This is a genomic window from Flagellimonas chongwuensis, assembly GCF_013376415.1.
GTDB classification, from domain to species: Bacteria; Bacteroidota; Bacteroidia; order Flavobacteriales; family Flavobacteriaceae; genus Flagellimonas; species Flagellimonas chongwuensis.
Genome location: NZ_WYET01000004.1, coordinates 731,146 through 750,506, shown reverse-complemented (window position 1 = coordinate 750,506; position 19,361 = coordinate 731,146). Strand labels below are relative to the sequence as shown.

The 19,361-nt window shown below is 40.3% G+C and carries 17 protein-coding genes; 10 read left to right on the top strand and 7 right to left on the bottom strand.

Translation table 11 applies throughout. The features are described from left to right. Positions 1-25 precede the first annotated feature (25 nt). From GUA46_RS10470 to GUA46_RS10460, 3 genes are read left to right on the top strand one after another with little or no spacing between them, the layout of a single operon-like run. Positions 26-1,030 carry a DUF3375 family protein gene (locus GUA46_RS10470; protein ID WP_176620444.1) on the top strand — a complete coding sequence of 335 codons (1,005 nt, stop codon included), beginning with the start codon at positions 26-28 and terminating at the stop codon, positions 1,028-1,030. Continuing rightward, on the top strand, positions 954-1,283 hold the full coding sequence (locus GUA46_RS10465) for a BfmA/BtgA family mobilization protein (protein WP_176620443.1): 330 nt from the start codon (positions 954-956) through the stop codon (positions 1,281-1,283). Before GUA46_RS10470 ends, GUA46_RS10465 begins: the two co-directional genes overlap by 77 nt. Positions 1,284-1,294: 11 nt before the next feature. Beyond that, positions 1,295-1,831, top strand: coding sequence for a DUF5712 family protein (locus GUA46_RS10460; RefSeq protein ID WP_176620442.1), 537 nt, complete (start codon positions 1,295-1,297; stop codon positions 1,829-1,831). Between the two features lie 199 nt (positions 1,832-2,030). Here the strand turns inward: GUA46_RS10460 and GUA46_RS10455 are convergent, their stop codons facing one another. The 5 genes from GUA46_RS10455 to GUA46_RS10435 all read right to left on the bottom strand — a co-directional run bounded on the left by GUA46_RS10455 (position 2,031) and on the right by GUA46_RS10435 (position 10,323). After that, entirely contained in the window at positions 2,031-4,226 is a 2,196-nt protein-coding gene (locus tag GUA46_RS10455) for a PepSY domain-containing protein (protein ID WP_176620441.1), read from the bottom strand. Between the two features lie 6 nt (positions 4,227-4,232). Next, on the bottom strand, positions 4,233-4,727 hold the full coding sequence (locus tag GUA46_RS10450; RefSeq protein WP_229418488.1) for a DUF2271 domain-containing protein: 495 nt from the start codon (positions 4,725-4,727) through the stop codon (positions 4,233-4,235). Between the two features lie 8 nt (positions 4,728-4,735). After that, positions 4,736-6,244 (bottom strand): ankyrin repeat domain-containing protein, encoded by a 1,509-nt coding sequence (locus tag GUA46_RS10445; protein WP_176620439.1) that lies wholly within the window; start codon positions 6,242-6,244, stop codon positions 4,736-4,738. 238 nt (positions 6,245-6,482) lie between these two features. Then, on the bottom strand, positions 6,483-7,937 hold the full coding sequence (locus tag GUA46_RS10440; protein WP_176620438.1) for a hypothetical protein: 1,455 nt from the start codon (positions 7,935-7,937) through the stop codon (positions 6,483-6,485). 19 nt (positions 7,938-7,956) lie between these two features. Then, complete coding sequence (locus tag GUA46_RS10435) at positions 7,957-10,323, bottom strand: TonB-dependent receptor (protein WP_229418487.1); 2,367 nt, start codon at positions 10,321-10,323, stop codon at positions 7,957-7,959. A 170-nt stretch (positions 10,324-10,493) separates the two neighbouring features. On the opposite strand from GUA46_RS10435, the gene GUA46_RS10430 reads away from it, so the two are divergent. Next, positions 10,494-11,480: a helix-turn-helix domain-containing protein gene (locus GUA46_RS10430; protein WP_176620436.1), complete on the top strand. Its 987-nt coding sequence runs from the start codon at positions 10,494-10,496 to the stop codon at positions 11,478-11,480. A gap of 268 nt (positions 11,481-11,748) precedes the next feature. Here GUA46_RS10430 and GUA46_RS10425 read toward each other — a convergent pair whose 3' ends face one another. After that, the gene (locus GUA46_RS10425) at positions 11,749-12,183 is read right to left on the bottom strand and encodes a hypothetical protein (protein ID WP_176620435.1); all 435 of its coding nucleotides are present in this window, start codon (positions 12,181-12,183) and stop codon (positions 11,749-11,751) included. A gap of 358 nt (positions 12,184-12,541) precedes the next feature. Further along, the gene (locus GUA46_RS10420) at positions 12,542-13,444 is read right to left on the bottom strand and encodes a helix-turn-helix domain-containing protein (protein WP_176620434.1); all 903 of its coding nucleotides are present in this window, start codon (positions 13,442-13,444) and stop codon (positions 12,542-12,544) included. A 164-nt stretch (positions 13,445-13,608) separates the two neighbouring features. Here GUA46_RS10420 and GUA46_RS10415 point away from each other — a divergent pair, with 164 nt between their 5' ends. From GUA46_RS10415 to GUA46_RS10395, 6 genes are all read left to right on the top strand, one after another. Next, positions 13,609-14,082 (top strand): cupin domain-containing protein, encoded by a 474-nt coding sequence (locus tag GUA46_RS10415; RefSeq protein WP_176620433.1) that lies wholly within the window; start codon positions 13,609-13,611, stop codon positions 14,080-14,082. A gap of 320 nt (positions 14,083-14,402) precedes the next feature. Further along, on the top strand, positions 14,403-14,864 hold the full coding sequence (locus GUA46_RS10410) for a (2Fe-2S)-binding protein (protein WP_176620432.1): 462 nt from the start codon (positions 14,403-14,405) through the stop codon (positions 14,862-14,864). A 22-nt stretch (positions 14,865-14,886) separates the two neighbouring features. After that, positions 14,887-17,157 carry a xanthine dehydrogenase family protein molybdopterin-binding subunit gene (locus GUA46_RS10405; RefSeq protein WP_176620431.1) on the top strand — a complete coding sequence of 757 codons (2,271 nt, stop codon included), beginning with the start codon at positions 14,887-14,889 and terminating at the stop codon, positions 17,155-17,157. Positions 17,158-17,559: 402 nt separating this feature from the next. After that, positions 17,560-17,970 (top strand): Arm DNA-binding domain-containing protein, encoded by a 411-nt coding sequence (locus GUA46_RS16945; protein ID WP_313790866.1) that lies wholly within the window; start codon positions 17,560-17,562, stop codon positions 17,968-17,970. Between the two features lie 146 nt (positions 17,971-18,116). Beyond that, positions 18,117-18,512: a site-specific integrase gene (locus GUA46_RS16940; protein WP_313790865.1), complete on the top strand. Its 396-nt coding sequence runs from the start codon at positions 18,117-18,119 to the stop codon at positions 18,510-18,512. A gap of 263 nt (positions 18,513-18,775) precedes the next feature. Beyond that, positions 18,776-19,360 carry a BfmA/BtgA family mobilization protein gene (locus tag GUA46_RS10395; protein ID WP_176620430.1) on the top strand — a complete coding sequence of 195 codons (585 nt, stop codon included), beginning with the start codon at positions 18,776-18,778 and terminating at the stop codon, positions 19,358-19,360. The last annotated feature ends 1 nt before the right edge of the window (position 19,361 follow it).

Here is a 19,361-nt window from a genome sequence, read left to right as displayed (position 1 = left end):
TAATTTGAAAGTGCTTTAACGTATTTTGAGAACTTTTGAATTAGAAGAAATAAAGTCCATTCTTGAACACGCACCTAGTGTCAAGATTTTGAAATCCCGTAATCGGGAATTGATTCTACTGGTTCTTTTATCGGCTTTCCCAGACACAAGCAAAAGCCATTCCTACGATTATCTTCATACCATACTTGCTGACCATCTAGAAAGTATCCAGTTAGAGGAAGATGAGGAAAACGACCTTCAATTTGCAGATACGTATGAGGTAAAAGCCAAAAAGCTCATTAAACGATGGACACAACTGGGTTTCTTGACAAGTTATAGAAATGAGAGTGGCGCACCGCATTATCAGCTTACCAATCACACCACTAAAATCCTTATTTGGTTGGAAAGTCTTAAGAAAAAAGAGTTTGTAGGAACCGAATCAAAATTCAAGGAAGTCTTTAATCAGCTCAAAGAACTTGTTGAATGGACCAATGACGATGTTGAAAAACGTATCGAAATCCTTGAAGAGAAAAAGCGTGAACTTGAGAATGAAATCAACGAGTTAAAAATTAGTGGTAAGGTGGATACCTATCAGGAATATGAAATTATTCCAAGATTTCAGAATATCAATGATACTGCAAAAGAATTACTTTCAGATTTCAAAGAAGTTGAAATCAACTTCAAGGAAATTTCCAAAGAAATTTATCTTAAGCATACCGATTCAGATCTGTCCAAAAAAGAGGTGCTGTCATTTACATTTGATGCCATTGACAAGCTCAAAAAAAGCCATCAGGGAAAAAGCTTTTATGCGTTTTGGCAATTCCTCATAGACCGAGGCCTAAAAACCGAATGGAACAGGCTCATAGAGGAATTGTTAAACAAATTAAAGGAAAAGCAAATTGAGGTCGATGATGATTTTCTCATTGGCATAAAAAACAATCTTTTTGAGACTGGTCAGCACGTCTATCGGGCAAATGATAAAATGGCCGAAAAGATTAGTCAAATTATTAGGGAGAGTAACTACCATCCTCGATTTTTTTCTTTACAATGAGATTTCCCCAAAGGAAAATTTCGGGCCAACGGGACGCACCATTGAAGCTAAATTACTAAAACGAATCAATGCCGTTATCGCCATAATGCGCGATGTGGAAAAGACCCAGACCAAGCCCACGGTCGCAATGCTGCAATCCCTGTTTGAAGTGGACGAACCAAAAAAGAAGCCGCTCATTCTGGAAAAGAAATATGCCAATGAAAAGCAAGAGGTCAGATTCAAAGAAAAGAAAAACACCACCAACGAACTTTAAAATATCGGACAATGTACATCACCATCACAGCACAGAATTTGGGCAAGAACTATTCGCAAAGCTCGGCAGATTTCGTGAAGTATCTGGAGAAGGAAAACCAAGGTTTGGAACAAGAGGATATGGAGCATTTTTTCAACCAGTATGGCGATGAGATTTCCGCAGCCGAAGTAATCCGGGAAATCGATGTCAACACCTTCAAAATGAGACAGAAAGACCCAAAATTCTACTCTATGGTGGTCAGTCCCAACAAAAGAGAATTACAGGCAATTGGAAATGATCCAAACATCCTAAGGAAATATACAAGGAAACTCATGGAGGACTATGCCAAGAGTTTCCATCGCAACCAAGAGGTCAAGGCCCCCAGTATACCGACAAATAAAGTACAGATGGCGGCCAAGATCATCAAAGCCCTTGGAAGAGGTATCTATAAGGCAAGAGGGCAAGAGGCACAGGTGAGGACATGGGGTACTGAAATCCAACAAGTAGGTTGCATCCTATCGTGTTTTTGCTTCACGCTTATCTACCGGAACACTACAAAAAACCGTTAGGATCCATGCGCAAAAGTTGGGGTAAGATTTGGGGTTCTTATTGCTCTACTTTTAAACAGTTTGATTTTGTGGTTAGCCAACAGTTTTCTATCAATTACCCACGGTCAATGACACACATTACAACATGATTGCATTCAGCTTTTATTTGGAATTTCAATATTGGGCTGAATTTGTCTTTGAAATAGGAAAACTTAAAACTTTAATAACAATCCATCTTAATTTGCTTGCGGTTTTGGAAGTGGCTCAAATCTTTCTTGAGATATGTGCTGCAAATCTTTGCTAACTCGGTCATAACCTCGCGTTGCATTGCAATGGACCCACAGATCATAACACAACCCCCATTGTTCAAAATCTTGGCGATTTTACCACCATCCTTTTTAATCAAGTGCTGCACATAGACCTTTTTATCATCCACACGGGAATAGGCTGGTATGAAGCGATATAATTTATTTTTGGAAAGTGCCTCATCAATGTGGGGTTGGTACAGACCAAATGATTCAGATGTCCTTCCTCCCCAATACAAATGCAGATTTCGTTTGGGACTGTTGGAAGCAATCATCCCCAAAAAAGGACCAATGCCCGTCCCCGTAGCGATTAAAACGGCTTCTTTGTTGCTTTTTGGGAGGTGAAAATGCCTGTTGTTTACAACGCCTGCTGATAGTGTTTCCCCTTTTTCAAGTTGCCCCATCAAATTGGAGCAAACACCTTTAGGATGTTTTTTGACACTGACGGCCAACGTGTTTTTTCCCAAATTTCCGATGGAGTAAAGACGTTCACGGCCATCTTCCTCAGGTATAATGGATAGAAGGTCGCCCGAAACAGCTCTTGCACCATTTTTATTTTTCAACGTAAGTAGAAAGGTGTCTTCCTTGCTAAAGTCAACCCTATCCGCCACTACAAAATTGGAAATATGGGTTTTGGGCAGGGATATTTTGGGCTTTTCAAGACGAAGTGCCGTTCCTTGCGATTTGGCCCATGCATTTGCCCAGTTGGAAAACGCCTCAAAAGATTGGTTGTTTACCGTAAAAACTTCGCCCAAAGCGGTAGCATTTGAATACTTTTTAAGGGTGTCAAATGCTTCATATGCAAATTGACAAAAATTTGGATAGGATGTAGAGCCAAATCCAACTACGGAAAAGGAGAAGGGTTGTTTTTGGAGATGCTCTTTGATGAGTTGCATGAACTTCGATGCAGTTGCAGGAGCCTCACCCTGCCCATACGTAGCTGCTATCAAGGTAAGTTGGTTCATTTGGGGAAATACAGTATACTCATTCATCATTCCCAAATAGCATTTTTCTCCAGATTTCAGCAATTGTTTGTGGAATTCTTGGGCATATAACAGGGTAGTGCCACCCTCGGTTCCAACTAAGATGATATGGTCACACTCGTTCTTGAGAAACTTATTTTTGATGCGGATTTTGGGTCGTTTAAAATAGATGACAAAGCCGGTGACCATAAGATAAGGGATGGAAAGACTTCCCAATCCCAAAACTGCACTCCAAATGATACTGCCCTCCCCGGTATGCAGAACAGTGGACCATGAGGAAATGGTAGTGACCAAGGGTTCTTTCTTTTCAGTGATGACCTCTCCGGTAAACTGGTTGAGCAAAATTTCCCTATTCTTGAGGCGAATGGTGTAATAATCTTCCACAAACTCAGAAAAGGGGTATTCCAATTCCCGTAGCTGCCCCAATTTTATATTCTGAAGGAGCTCAAATTCTTGTATGGGTATGATTGGCGTTTCATTTAGCGAATCATAGTCCACTTCATGTACAATGTTTTCCTCTGGAATCAAGTTAAAGCGAAGCAACGACAGGTATACCCCCGTCAATGACAATACTAGAATGGGCAATAATGTTAATCGCGAATAAACAACATGATTGAATTGGGAAAAATTTTCACGTACCACTGGGGCGAAAAAATAGCGAATACCTCCTTGGCGTTTGGCGATGAGCACAATACCTGAAACGGCAATCAAAAACAGCAAAAAGGATACAAGTCCAATTAAGAGCCGCCCTGTAGATTTTAGAAACAGTGAACGGTGTAGGTTGGTGCTGAACTGAAAAATTGGTGCCTTTTCTATGAGTGGTCCCAACGCTTCGCCTGAGAAGGGATTTACATAAAATTGCTTGCTTTCACCTTCAATGATAACCGAGACACTGATGAACCCATTACGGTCACGCGAAATTGAAAGAACTTCATCGTATTTTGCATTTAGGTTCGTCAGCGTCTCGGCCAAAGTAAGTTCATCGGCATCAGCTATGCGATAGGGCTGTATTTTGTTCGATATGGGTTCCACGGCCAATATTACCCCTGTAATTGATGCGACCAACAGAAACAAGGATGATACTAACGCCAGGGTCAAGTGGCTATAGCGCCATATCGAAAGTGTCATAGAATATTAATTGGGCACCATCCGAATGTACCGGATATAGCCTTTTCCATCAACCTTGTTCCTAATGGTAGCTGAATTGAGGTCTATCTCGGCATCAACGGTATAGTATTCCTGATTTTCCACTGCTGATTCAAAACGGATTTTGTATCCGCTGTCAACTTGTGAAGCATCAACGGATAACGAAATAATGTTTCTTTCACCATTGCCCACAGTAGCGCCTGTAATGGCATCAATATTCTCATTTGTACCATGGTTAAAACCCCACCAATCTTTTAGGTCGGGAAACCATTCTGGGTCATCCCCTTGCATATACAGGGTTTTTACATACTCTCCTTCGGCGTTCATCAAAGAAACAACCACATAGGCTTTTTCACCCGTATAGTTGGCCATCTGAATCATGCACTTATAGGAAACAGTAGTGGGTGCTTGTGTATAGGAAGCAGTTAAAAAAGCTACTATTAGTGCAAATAAGATTGCAGGTCGATATACTGATCTCTTCATATTTATCATTAATTAAGGAAATCCAAACTCACATTGTTTTTGGCCAATAGCTCATTTTCTTGGGCCAATTCGTATGCGGTTTCACCAAATTCGGTGGTTGAATTAACATCAGCGCCATTGGCAATAAGATATTTAAGGATATCCGTGTCATTTGATTTCATTGCGGCATAATGCAAAACGGTATTTCCTTGTCCATCCTTTGCATTGATATCGGCTCCAAAAGTTTGCACTTTTTTAAGGAGATTTAAGTCGTTCTTGTCCATAGCCAAATGCCAAACCGTTCTTTCGTCTGGTTGAGATTTTGTGAAATCTACCCCTTCTTTGCGCAAGGCGATTACCTTATCATCAAAATCACGGGTGTTGCCCCTTGCCGAGAAAAGATAATAGACAAGGTTATTTCCGTCTTTATCCAAAACAGTCGTCTTGGCTCCTTTGGAAATGAGATAATCAACAACTTCGCCACTGTTATCCTGAATGGCAAGGGTCAATGCTGAATGTCCTTCATTGTTAGCGTGGTTGATGTCATTCGTTTTTTCGGCCAAAAACTTGATGACTTCCAACTTGTTGCGAGAGGCAGCGTTCAACAATGGGGTATTGCCTTCTTCGTCTGCTGTGTTGGGATTCACGCCTTTGTCTATAAAATACTGGTAAATAGCAAGATCATCTGAAGAGCGCGATAGGTTGTGCAACGGAGTGGTTCCGCTTTTGGAAGTAACATTAGGGTTGAGTCCCAGGCTTTCCAAGTACTTGAATACTTCCATTCCATTGCTGCTTCCTCTTCCACCACGACTTGCAAAAAGAATGGCATTTTCATTGGTGTTGGAATTTTTTTCCGTTGAAACTCCTCTTGCGACCAAAGCCTTCAATATTTCAATGTTACCACCTTGGGCGGCTATGTTGAAAATACCGTTTCCGTGATCGTCTGTAGATTCAAGGCTTAGCCCTTTGCTGACAAAATAATCGATTAAGTCCAAATTTTTTGCCCTTGGTGCTGCCACCAAAAGTACGTTGCGACCATCATGATCCTTTTCATTTTTAAGGTCTGCTCCGTTTTCAATAAGGAAATCATAGATTTTCGGGTCTGTTTGTCCTCCCGCTGCGGTAAACTGAGTCACGGAGTATCCATGGGAGTCCTTTAAATCCAATTTGGCTCCTTTTTCAACCAAGTACTGCATTACCTCCAGGTCACCCCTTGAAGCTGCCCAAAAAATATAGGTCCGAGAGTCATGGGTGCGCTTGTTTACATCATTTCCATTGTCGACAAGGTGAGCAATCGTGGTTACGGGATTTCCTCCAAAAATAGCAAAGGTGGTGGGGTCAAATCCACCAGAATTTGCTTCGGTGATAGGATGTCCCTGTGCAATTTTAGCATCAATATCGGCTATTGTGGGCTTTGAGGCCCAATAGTTCCTGTCCATAAAAGGATTATCCGTATCCCCTTGTTGTGCCGTGGTGTTTGAGGCGGCAAGTATGGTAACAATACCAAGAAGGAAGGATTTTATAGTATGTGTTTTCATTTTGGTTCTAATGAGATTTTTTTAAGTCAAGTACCATGCTCTATAAATTTATGACTTATAAAGATGTTAATGAATCTGTTATGTAATCAGGATTTCAAAATTATTGCTTTTGATTAAAGTTTCAAACGGGATATAATTCCATTTCACCTAATCTATTATAAAACTTTTTAAATCTTAAAAATCCCGTGGGAGAAATGGCTCCCACGGAATTTTAATATAATTATTGCTTTAGAGAGGGTTACCAAGCGCCGATAAAGTGGCTTCCCACGGCATTGATGAGCTCCGCTCCCTGGGTTACTGCCCCAGTTTCAGTATCTACAACATAGATATTTCCATTTTGTCCTACAGGAGCTTCTGTAAGGTAAATTTCTGTTCCATCTACGGCAAATCCTTGATATTGGAACAAGTAAAAGTCTGCAGTATAAGGAATGTCGGTAATTTGTGTAGCGGACCTAGCTTCTAAATCAATAAGGGCAAAGAAACCTTGTTGGCCGGCAACGCCTTCTGCGGATCCATCGTGACGGTAGGCCAAAACTCCTTTTCCGTTTGCAGCAGGTCTCCAGGCCAGTACATAAGCACCTGTTACGCCCAATGCTTCGTCCAAGTTAAAATCGTAAGAATCATCATACTGGTTGTCTGCGCCGATTCTTAGGATATAGGAACCTTCAGGGTCGCCTTGGTTGGCTTGGTATACCGCACCATTATACTCAAAGGAATTGATGCTTCTATAGCCATTTGTGTTTCCGTGTCCTACACCAGAAGTAATTACGGTGGGGTTCAAAAGGGAAGGGTAATCCAATACGATGGTTTTGGAGCCCAAAATTTCATAATCACTATCACTCTCTATTGTTGTTGGATCAACTTTGCTCAAGCGGGCACCGATGTATAATTTGTCGCCAGCGGCATTTAAAGTTGGCATATCGATTCTAGAAATGTAATATCCCAATGCCTCTTCTTCTTCAGACAAACCGATCTCATGTTCTTGGAAATTGTTGATCTGGGAATCGACCAAATTCAAAGTTACAACGCCAATGGTCTGACTTGTACGGATGTAAGTGTCATCAGTTACATTGTCTGGGGTGCCATTGTCATCAACTTGGTGTTCAGTGGATACATAAACGGCAGAACCAGTTTGATCGCCATCAAATAACTTGATCCATCTTGGGGCCGAACCAACATAAGGCGCAATGCTGATTTCTGATCCGGTTTGTTCAAAATCATTGCCACCATTTACAATGTATTTAGTGTAGTTACCACCGGTATCACCAGCATAGCTAATGTTAAAAATAGTATTACCATCTTCAGAAGCTTGCAATCTGGCCGTTCTATTGGATGGAGCAACAAAACCATCGTTAAAAGGATCTATTTGTACGGTTGGATCTTTGGCCTCTGCACTGGTTACGGAGTAGATTAAGGTTCCTCCATTACCATCACCAGGGTTTTCTCCCATTCTGGCACCAGCTATGGTAATCCATCGAGATTCTTCTTCAGGTCCTTCATCAGGGCATCCATTGTTGGCAGCTGCTCCCGCTTCTGAAGGGCATTCGTCACTTGCATCTGCAATACCGTCGCCATCGGTGTCAACAACCGCAGGGTCTTCACCGCCATTGTCATCACTACTACATGCGGCTACCAAACCAAACACTAGCAAAATAACAGCTAAAGTTCTAAAATTTAAAAAGATATGTTTCATTTTACTATATATTAAGGGGTTAAAAATTGTTGATTATATAATTAAGTTTTACATAAAAAGCCCTACCTGGTTTTTGTACGGATAGATTATCGTATATGGCTTGATCAAATATGTTTTTGACATCGAAGCTTAGGATAAAATTCTTTTTAGGAAACACATAACTCAACCCAAAGTCATGGGATATTTGCTCAGGGATCAGAAATTCTTCTTCACCCGATGTATTCCTTCCTGCAGCGAACTTGAAGGCAAATTCGTCGGTATAGTAGGCGTTATAAAAGAGATTGATCAATGAGTTTGTTTGTATAAAGTCTCTTAGGGAATATCGTAAACCAGCGTTCATGGTAAACAGGGGCACGTTGGGAACATCGCTCTCAACACCTGAATTTACCGTTGTCAAACTCATGCGGGTCAAGTTGAAATTGAAACCGAGGTTATTGTCATAGGTGTAATTGAATTCAGCTTCTATACCTTTGGATTCAGCAGTGTTCTCCAAGTTGGTATACTGTACAAACTCATCACTTTCCCTAAGGCCATCGGCATCGGGAGGCAGTCCTATTCTGTTCTCAATATTACGGGCAAAGAAGTTGGTGGTCAGGGTAAGCCCATGTTTTTTAATATAAAACTTGCCAAGGCGAAAACCAATGTTCAAATTGTCACTTGTTTCAGGCTGAATGGTGAGATTGGGAAGCAAGTTGTCCCCAGCATCCCCAAAAACTTCGTTTTCACTGGGCAGGCGAATGGCTTTTTCTGCGGATAGCAACAAGGTAATTTCTGGAACAACAATATAGGAGGAGGCAAATCCATATCCGGTGTAGTCTTTGTTGCTTTCGTAAACCTCATCAATTACTTCGGTATTGTCATCATTAAACACCGGTTTGTTGTTGAGGACTTTCTGTAAATAATGTTTCCCAAAGGCGTTTAATTTGAATTTATCATCAAATGCGTTCAGCTCATAACTAAGGGAAATGATATTCTTATAAATGTCACTGTTTTGTTGAAAGGTATTTTCCAACAGGGACACCATTTCATCAGTATCTTCTCTGTCAATACCGCTATAAACATGATTCAACAGAATTCTGTGGTTGTTGTTGATGGCATAGGAAAGACCGGATCGAACCGACGCCACGTTACGGACAATTTTGGCCAGCGTTGGACCATTTTCATTTTGGGAGCCCCAGATATAATCCAGATATTCACCATCAAACCCAACCAGTCTCTCTCCTGCCCAAGTATAGGCCTGGGCAACGGTATCGTTAATAACGCGGTTACGCTTGCCATATACCCCATTAACAGTTAGGTCGAGGTTTTTTATAAATAGATTTTCTTTTTGGTAGGTTAGATTACCAAGAAAGGCATCGGACTCCAGAAATCTGCCCTTATAGGGCGATATGGTCACGAAAGTACCGTGCTGCACTTCATTGTATTCATCAGAGGCGGTAATGCCCACCAAAAATTGATCTGCCCAACTAACATTGGTAAACCCAACTTGAAACGTACCGCCCGAAGAACGGTAGGCATCATGAAACCTTCTGGCCACAATAGGTGTTTGTACCCCATTTGGGGCAATATCCACTATGGTTCTTCCAGAAATCTTATAATCATTATCCGAATAGTTGTGAAATGCGGATGCTTTGATGGTAAATCCGGATTTTTCCATTCTATAGGCACCATTCAAATTTGTTTGCAACGTGTTGAACGAGCCATAGGAAACAGAGGCACTAAGATTATTTTGGGCTCCATCATGAAGTTCTATGTTAATGGCTCCACCTACTGCATCGCTGGATAAATGCCCGGGCACCACCCCCTTATAGACTTCAATGTTCTTTATCATTGAAGGAGGGATACTGTTTAAGTTGAAAGAAGAACCATAGGTGGAAATTGGAATACCATCAATAAAAATGCTGACTGAACGGCCGGATAGACCATTTAAACTGTATTGAACGCTGGAACCCAAACCTCCATTTTGACGTATTTTTACGCCAACTGTGGTATTCAACAGTTCGTTGGTTTGAATACTTCTAAGTCCGGCTTCTCTGGTTTCTATAGCATTTACCGCAAAACCTTTGGTCTCTATGGCTGTCTTGTTTGATTTACCACTTACGGTGACCTCATCTAAATTTTCGGTGTTTTCGCTCAGTACAAAATCGAGTGATACTCTTCGGTAGCCTGAGTTTATTTGTATGCTTTCTGAAGCAGCGGAAAATCCAATGAAAGATACGGCAACTGTATGTTTTCCATAAGGTATGTTGATTTCGTACCTGCCCTGTTCGTCGGTAAGTGTGCCCAATCTTGTGCCTTTGATGACAACTGTGGCATAGGCCAGCGGAGACCCATCATCAGAGATTACTTTTCCATAAACGGAACCTTGATTAGTGCTTTGTGCCATCACAGGCACATAGAATAAAGTGAAGATAATTAGTAAAAATTTGCCCATCCCAAAGTTAAAATCCAAAACTTTATTAAGATTTAGTCTAAATAAATTAGATTTGCAAATCTATAACAGGGTTTTGGGGTGGAGTACCGCAAAAAGAAGTTTTAAATACGCAAAAGGAAGTAATGCGATCAACCTTAAAAAGTGAGTTGTTCAAGGATAGTATTTATCAAAAAAAATACTCCAAGGATTTCCTGACCCATGAATTGATCGAAAATAAGATTGAAATAGATACGCCAGATGTTTCAGGTGTGATCAATGAACTTCAGCTCAATGGAATGTTTGTTGTGATGAAGGATATTCATGCTCCAAAAGGGTATAGGTTTGAAGTGTCCAATAATTTTTCAGTATTCGTACTACACTTTGGGATTTCCGGAAGTTATAGGTATACGCCGAACGAAAAGAAAAACCCTCTTTTGGAAATACCTGACTTTCACTACAACATGTTCTACTTGCCACACACAAACGGTATCCTCGAATACAAGGGAACACCAAGACGAACCCTTGAAATCGTTTTCACTTTGGGATTGATAAAGGAGCTTGTAGGTGATACGTATAATCATGTCTTGGAAAGAATTGATGGTGCGGTCAAGAATGATAAACCATTTGTGTTTTGGAAGCGTCCACGCCCAATATCCTCTGAACTTGGTCAAGTTTTGGAAGATATCATAGCCTGTCCCTTTACCGGTCAATTAAAAAAGACCTATCTGCAATCCAAGATTACAACGCTGTTGTTGGATATATTGATCGAGTTTAATGGGAATTTAAAACCTGAACCAAAGATAAAGTTACCCAAAGCTGATATTGATAGAATCCGTATGGTGGAGCGCCATATAAAATCCAATCTGAAGGAAACACTGCCTATTTCTGAACTTTCCACCATTGCAGGCTTTAACAGTACCAAATTAAAAAGGGACTTTAAGCGATTACACGGCACTACTATCTACAAGTACATTACCCAATTGCGCATGAAAAAGGCAAGCGCACTTATACGTAATGAAGGTTTTACGATTGCCCAAGCTGCTTATGAGGTAGGCTATGGCAACCCACAGCATTTTACCAATGCCTTTAAACGAACCATGGGGTATTTGCCAAGCGAGCTTAAAAAGTAGTTTCTTCTTAATCTCTTTTAGAGAAAGGTGATCATTCAGATAAATCTATTTAAGTAGACTTATATTTTATTTGAGATGATGAAAGACAGATCGATGTTAAAAGCACAAAAATTTTGTGTTTAAAAGTTGTTTTTTTCCGTGTTCTTAACGGGAATACCTTCAGGATTACAGGATTAAAACAATGATTTTCAATATGATAAGGTTTTATCAATGATTCAGTCATCCCGAATTGTAAAAACAGATTCTTCTTATTGGAAATTAGCATTCATTAGTTGACTAATCTATATCCAAAACCTGGACCATCACATGGAAGGTAACCTCCATTGAATATTTCCTTGTTGCTCAAAATCGAAATATGCTCTTTAAGTGAGCTTCCACAGTTTTGAATCAAATAACTTTCTTCTTCATACTCAAATTCAAAAAACTTCGATTCTTTTGATTGGATGAAAATATAACTGCCTTTGGCAATACTGGTACTATCCGGGTAAACCCTTTTTTTGACAAAATGATAATTGGATGTAAGCTCAATGAATTCATTAAATTCCAAATCCTTCTTTTCGATGATTTCTCCCGACATTCCCGCATTGATGTACTGAAGTTCAAAAACGTTGATACCTTGAAAATCAATTTCTCCATCTGTACTATCACAGGACTGATTGATCGCCAAAGAAGTTAATGAAAGCAATATGGCAAGCTTTTTCATGGTAAAAAGGAAATGAATTTATATCCATAGGATACATTGAACCTTAAATCGTTGCTTATCAAAAAAATGTCTAAGTTAGTGGAGTAAAACTTTAATAAGTTTTACCTCTGGATGTGCCGATTTGAACACGGTTCAGAGTTCGGTTAACCGGTCTGAGTTAACGGTGTAAAACTCTATAAATCAAATTTTTATATTTAAAGGGGAGGCCTGTCACCCGACTTGAAAATCAAAGAGTTACAACTTTTTTAAGATGTAGCTCTTTTTTATTTGCAATGTAGATAGCCCGCCCTTTAGGACAAGATTTCTTAAATTTAATATAATAATTGATTGTTCTTTTTTAAATAAATTGGTAAGTGATTTAGTTCAGCATTCTGAATTCTTTTGGGGAATGCCCCACTTGTTTTTTGAACAACCTACTAAAATGCTGCGGATATTTAAATCCCAGTTCATACGCAATCTCACTGACCGTTTTATTGGGATCGAACACTTTTTCCTTGGCTGCATCAATCAGCTTGTTCTGAATATATTCCTGTGCCGAATAACCTATTTCCTTTTTCACCAAATCCCCAAAATAATTGGGTGACAGGTTGAGTTGGTCCGCAAAATACCCTACCGAAGGCAGGCCATGTTTTTGTGGTTTTTCCGAAGAAAGGTAATCCCTGAGCAGCACATCGAATTTTTCCAAGGCTCCTTGATGGGGAATCTCACGGGTCAAAAACTGTCTATCATAAAACCGAAGGCAATAATCCAATAAAATCTCAATATTGCTCACGATCAAATTTTTGCTATGCTTGTCCAGATTTTGTTCCAATTCATACTGAATTTTATCGATAACACTTAAAATCAGTCCGCGCTCTCTGGCTGATAAATGCAAGGCTTCTTTCACGGTATAGGAAAAGAAAGTATAGCTATTTATTTTTCGCCCCAAATCACTTCCCAACAACAAATCGGGGTGAAAAATCAGGGCATAACCCTTGGGCTCATAGTCTGGATCATAACTTATACCCGCTTTTTGCCCCGGACCCATAAATACCATGGAACCTTCGTTAAAATCATATTCACCACCGCCATACTTTAACTTGCAGTTCTTGGCATCCTTCAGGAAAACCGCAAAACAATCAAACTGTAGCCCATCGTACGAATAATCAGGATATGCGGTTGTTCGCTCATAATCCAAAATGCCCACCAGCGGATGATCTGGTTTGGAATTGCGCCAAGCAAAATAATCCGCCACAGATTGTATATGATACACGTTTTCCATCTATCTGTTAAATTTTATCTAAAGATAAGGGATTGATATTCAGTTTATCAACCCCGATGTACAAAATCCGTAATAATGGTATAAACATCCGTGATCTGGGTATTACTTCTATTTTCATAGATGAATATTTTTGGTTTGATGGAAAATCTTGAAAATACAATATCATGAAAAAAATAATTTGCTTCCTAATGTTTGCCATATCTGCAGGCATTTCTGCCCAAAATTCAGCGTACACCGTTTCTTCCTATTTCACCGAAGGTATCAAAGCACCAAATACACATTACATTGGAGAAGCTTGGTTAAATCCCGTTTTACAGGCAGATGGAGATTTAACGTACAATATTACCAAGGCAACATTTAAGGCGAATTCCACTTTGGATTGGCACAAGCATGAATCTGTACAAGTATTGATCATTGTTGATGGCGAATGTTACTATCAAGAAAAAGGAAGGGAACCAATGATTCTGAAAGAGGGCGATGTAATCAGATGTGAAAAAGACACGGAACATTGGCATTCGTCTTCCAAGAACAGTGATGTGACTTATCTGGCCATCTACGGCGGAGAAACACCTACAGTTTGGACGGAAGTGGTAACACAAGAATATTATGACAGTGTAGCAGAAAAGTTGAGCAAGTAATTGCCCATCAATGGTTTGTAAATTAAAGTATACCATGAATAGCTGATAAGGCCGAAAATGAAAAACGCCAACCTCTTATTGGTATTTTTTACAAGACTATTTTACCAAGGGTTCATCTCTGCTATTTTTAATAAAATCATAGATACCAAAATTGTACCCGAGGAAGATTTTATATGGAAAGTGTCTTTAAACTACAGATTTGGGGATATGAGCAATCGTGCAAAAAAAACAAAAAATTTAATACTTCAATCCTAACAATATCAATAATTTAGACAGAATCCAAACGGATTATTCAGTAACTTAAAGCAAACACTTTCAACATGGCAACATTCAATCTAAAAATCAACGGAAAATCCCAAACAGTGGATGTAGATGCTACTACACCGATTCTCTGGGTACTGCGAGACCATTTGCAAATGGTCGGCACTAAATTTGGCTGTGGCATTGCGCAGTGCGGTGCATGTACCGTCCACCTAGGGGATAATGCGGTGCGCTCCTGCCAATTACCGGTTTCGGCTGTAGGTGAGCAAGAAATTACCACTATTGAAGGCTTGTCAGAGCACGGAGACCACCCAGTACAAAAAGCGTGGCTGGAAGTTGATGTCCCGCAATGTGGCTACTGCCAAGCTGGTCAAATCATGACAGCTTCGGCCTTATTAAAAAGAAACCCATCCCCAACAGATGATGAAATAGAAACAGCCATGAACGGGAACATTTGTCGCTGTGGAACCTATATCCGTATCAAAAAAGCCGTCAAAATGGCTGCGGAAAACAACTCTTGATTCACCTAAAACGCTTAACAAAATGACACTCATAAAAACACAAATAGGACGTAGGGCCTTCATAAAAAACACAAGTTTGGCCGGAGGTGGATTGGTTCTTGGTTTCAGTTTTTTTAATGCCTGTAAGCCCAAGGTAGCCGAAGCTATTGCCATGGAATTGGAAATGCCCGAAGAATGGTATGAGATCAATGGCTATTTAAAGATTGGAGACAATGGGGTGGTAACCATATTGTCACCAAATCCGGAAATTGGTCAGAACGTACGGACTTCCATGCCTATGATCGTGGCGGACGAATTGGAAATTGATTGGAAAAATGTGATTGTGGAACAGGCACCCCTCAACACCAATTTATATAGTTGGCAAGTAGCAGGAGGCAGCAGGTCCATAAGCAGCTCATGGCAAAATCTAAGAATGGCCGGAGCGACCGCTCGGCATATGTTGAAGGAGGCTGCGGCCCAAGCTTGGCAGGTCCCGGCCAGTGAAATTACCGCAATAGCTGGAGTACTGACCCATGAGGCCAGTGGTAATTCGGCCGGTTATGGTGAAATGGCCTCCGCAGCAACACAAATAGAGGTCCCAGAAGAAGTAGAATTAAAGGAAAAGTCGGAATTCTCCATCATAGGAACCTCCCGAAAAAATGTGGACGGCAAAAAAATAGTGACCGGTAAACCTTTATTCGGTATTGATGTACAACGCGAAGGCATGTTGATGGCAGCTTTGGTACACCCACCTGCGTTTGGTAAGCGGTTAAAATCCTTTGATGCCGAAGAGGCCAAACAAATGCCTGGTATACGTGATGTTTTCTCCATCAAATTATACGATGATGACTTTGACAAGATGGCATTTCATTTTACAGCCTTCAACGAAGTGGTGGTAGTTGTAGGGGAAACTACGTGGCAAGTATTTCAGGCTAAAAAAGCACTCAATATTGAATGGGAGGATGCACCGGACACAGTCCAAAACCTTACTTTATTTGGGAATGCGATGGAGGTGAAACATCCTGCTGGCATGGAAAATTCAGACAGCCATACTGCCAAACTAAAAGAACTGATTGAAAAAAATACAAAAGTATCCCGAAGGGATGGCAACCCAGAGGAAGCATTCAAAAACGCGGACAAAATTATTGAACGAAGTTATAGTTGTCCGTTTTTGGCGCACAACACCATGGAACCCATGAACTTCTTCGCCAATGTTACGGAAGACCATGCCGAACTACTTGGTCCTACCCAAACCCCGGAATGGATGGAACCTGCTGTGGCTGAACGCTTAGGATTGCCTTTGGAGAAGGTGGATATTCAGATGACCCGACAAGGGGGTGGGTTTGGTAGAAGACTGTACGGTCATTTTATGGTTGAGGTAGCTGCTATTTCTCAACGTATGAAAGCCCCAGTAAAATTGATGTACACTCGGGAGGATGACATGTCACAAGGCATTTATAGGCCATCGTATTATGCTACTTATAGAGCAGCACTGGATGCAGACAACAATTTAATTGGTTTTCATGTTAAAGCGGGCGGGATTCCTGAGAGTCCATTGTTTGCCAATCGTTTTCCAGCTGGTGCCATAGACAACTATTTAGCCGAAGATTTTACAGTTGACACGAATATTACAACAGGTGCGTTCAGAGCACCCCGTTCCAATTTCATCGCTGGTGCAGAACAATCTTTCTTGGACGAATTGGCCGAGGTGATGGGCAAAGACCCTATCGATTTTAGATTGGAATTATTGAAACGTGCAGAGGAAAACCCTGTCGGCAGTCCAGAATCAAATGACTACGAAGCTTCTCGATATGCCGGAGTTTTGGAATTGGTGCGGGAAAAAGCAAATTGGGGTCAAAATGAAGCTGGAGTGTCCCGTGGCGTTTCTGCTTATTTCTGTCATCAAAGTTATGTGGCGCAAGTACTTGATATTGTAATGGAAGGTGATACCCCTGTTGTCCAAAAAGTTACGGCTGCCATTGATTGTGGAATAGTGATAAATCCTGATGCGGCTTCAAATCTGTCGGAAGGTGGTGCTGTTGATGGAATAGGTCATGCAATGTACAGTGGGCTTTCATTTAAGGATGGGGCACCGGAACAAACCAATTTTGATAGATACCGATTGATTCGTCACAGGGAAGCACCAAAAGCTATTGAAACCCATTTTGTAAAAAGTGATATTGACCCAACAGGAATGGGAGAACCTCCTTTTCCACCTATTATGGGTGCCTTGGCCAATGCATTATACAAAGCTACGGGAAGAAGGTATTACCATCAGCCCTTTATATTGGATAAACCACCATTGGTGGGCTAGATAAATTGAATTTTTTTGTTCTAATATTTACATTCTTAGGCAAAAACATCCATAAGTCTTACTTCCTAATGTGGTGTTTTATAGATAGTTGAAAATTTGTTTAACCAGTTTTTAAGACTAGTGTAAAATGTTGATTGTTGGAGTTTTGTAAGTGATGCTTTCTTCCAGTCATCCCGACTTACCTTATTCAAGTAAAATCAAAACACTGTTAATCTTATGATTTTCAGTGTTTTGTGTTTTTAGGTGTATCGTTTGAATTCATTTAAAACCATCTAAAATCATATCAAGCGTGTTCCCATCGGGAGCAAACACTTAAAGTTCTTGTTATAACTTTAAATGACTTTTAGAACCATTTTCTTGTGTTTTGACTTTCACAGTATTCACACTCTAAAAGGTTACAACATGCAGAAAAACAATCGTTTAACAATAAATTTCTTTACTAGAAAGCACAAGGTTCAATCCGAGAACCTCATTATCTATTGTAGGATCACCATCGATGGTGAGCGCACCGATTTTAGTATAAATCGGGAGATAAAAACCAATTTGTGGGACAATAATCGTAAAATGGGCAAGGGTTTTTCCAGTTATGTGATTTCCCTGAATAAATACTTAGACCAAATTTATACAGGACTACATGAGGCCCATAGATTGATGATGGCAGAAGAAAAACTAATCACTCCACTATCTATCAAAGCAAGATTTTTTGGGGAAGATGAGGGTGGAAAAACATTGAAACAATTGATTGCCTACCACAATGGAACCATGCACACTTCTTTGCGTCCGGGGACCAGAAAGAATTATCACAACACATAACGATGCGTGGGCCTATTTTTAAAAGAGGAATATGGGGTTGAGGACATAAAGCTCAAAAAAATTGAACTACTGTTTTATATAGGACTTTGAGCAGTACCTAAGAAAGTACAGACCATCTACTTAAAAGAATAGATGGCAATGATTGGTTGTTCACCAAAAGGATAAAAACAGACGAAAAACTCAAAATCCCCCTACTACCACGAGCAAAGGAAATTATCAAGAAATACGAAGATTCAGCCGAAAGGAGAATAACGAAAGTACTATTACCTGTTTATAGCAATCAAAAGGTCAATTATTACTTAAAGGAAATCTGTAAGGCCTGTAAGATTAACAAGAAAGTGACATTCCATACAGCCAGGCACACTTTTGCGACCACTGTTACCTTTTCCAATGGTGTACCAATTGAAACCGTTTCAAAAATGCTCGGCCATACCAAACTGTCCACCACACAAATCTATGCCAGGGTATTGGAACACAAGATAGGGGAGGACATGCAAAATCTGATAGATCATATGCAGACAGGCCGATCAGCCGAAGGATGATCAGGGAGTATTCATTCGGTCCCGCTTGCGGGACGTAGGAATAGCAAGAGGGTGATGCGCAGATTGCGCCATCACGGTTGTTTTAGGGTCTTCAACAAGTTGAAAATCAGTTAATTGAAATGATTTTGGAATGCTGTGCAAAATCAGGGGCTACAGTAGACTTTTCCAAAATCTACAGTAAACCCTTTGGGAAGCCTTGTAAACACTGGAAATTTTTGACGAAAAATTGACGCATTTTCACTAAAAAGCAAAATCACAGCTCTATGGAAAAGCAAAAAATAAATGACAGAACAAAGAATGGGACAGGGGGTTATTCCAACATCACGGTAAAGAAAGAAACGGCCATACGTTTTCGCAGCTATTCCAAAAAGTTTGGCAAGTCCCATAGTGAGGTTTTGGGTGGAATGGTACACTACTTCAAGGAGAACAATCTTGACCCTTTTGGGGAGGGAACAAAGATTATCCTTGAGAGTCTCAAAAAACTGGAGCGTCAGATGATGAAAAAATTCGATAGGCTCATCGCCATTATCAAGAACATGGAAAAGACCAGTATCCGGCCCACCTATGAAATGATGCTGATACTTTACGAGGCCTATGTAAAGGATGAGAGGAAACCGAAACCTGAGCCGATCAAAATTCAGGAAGAACGAATGGATTTTTTGGAGCTTAGAAACACCGTTCCGAAAACAAAACATGATAGAATGCTGAAAGGCTTTGAAAACTATAAAAAGCACAGCAATGAAATCCTCCATAATGTGGAGAAGGTGGAGCCAATGATGGGAAAGCCCTATATCAAGATCAACATGGGCATCGGGAAGTTTGAAAGCCTGAAACATCAAATAAGATAAC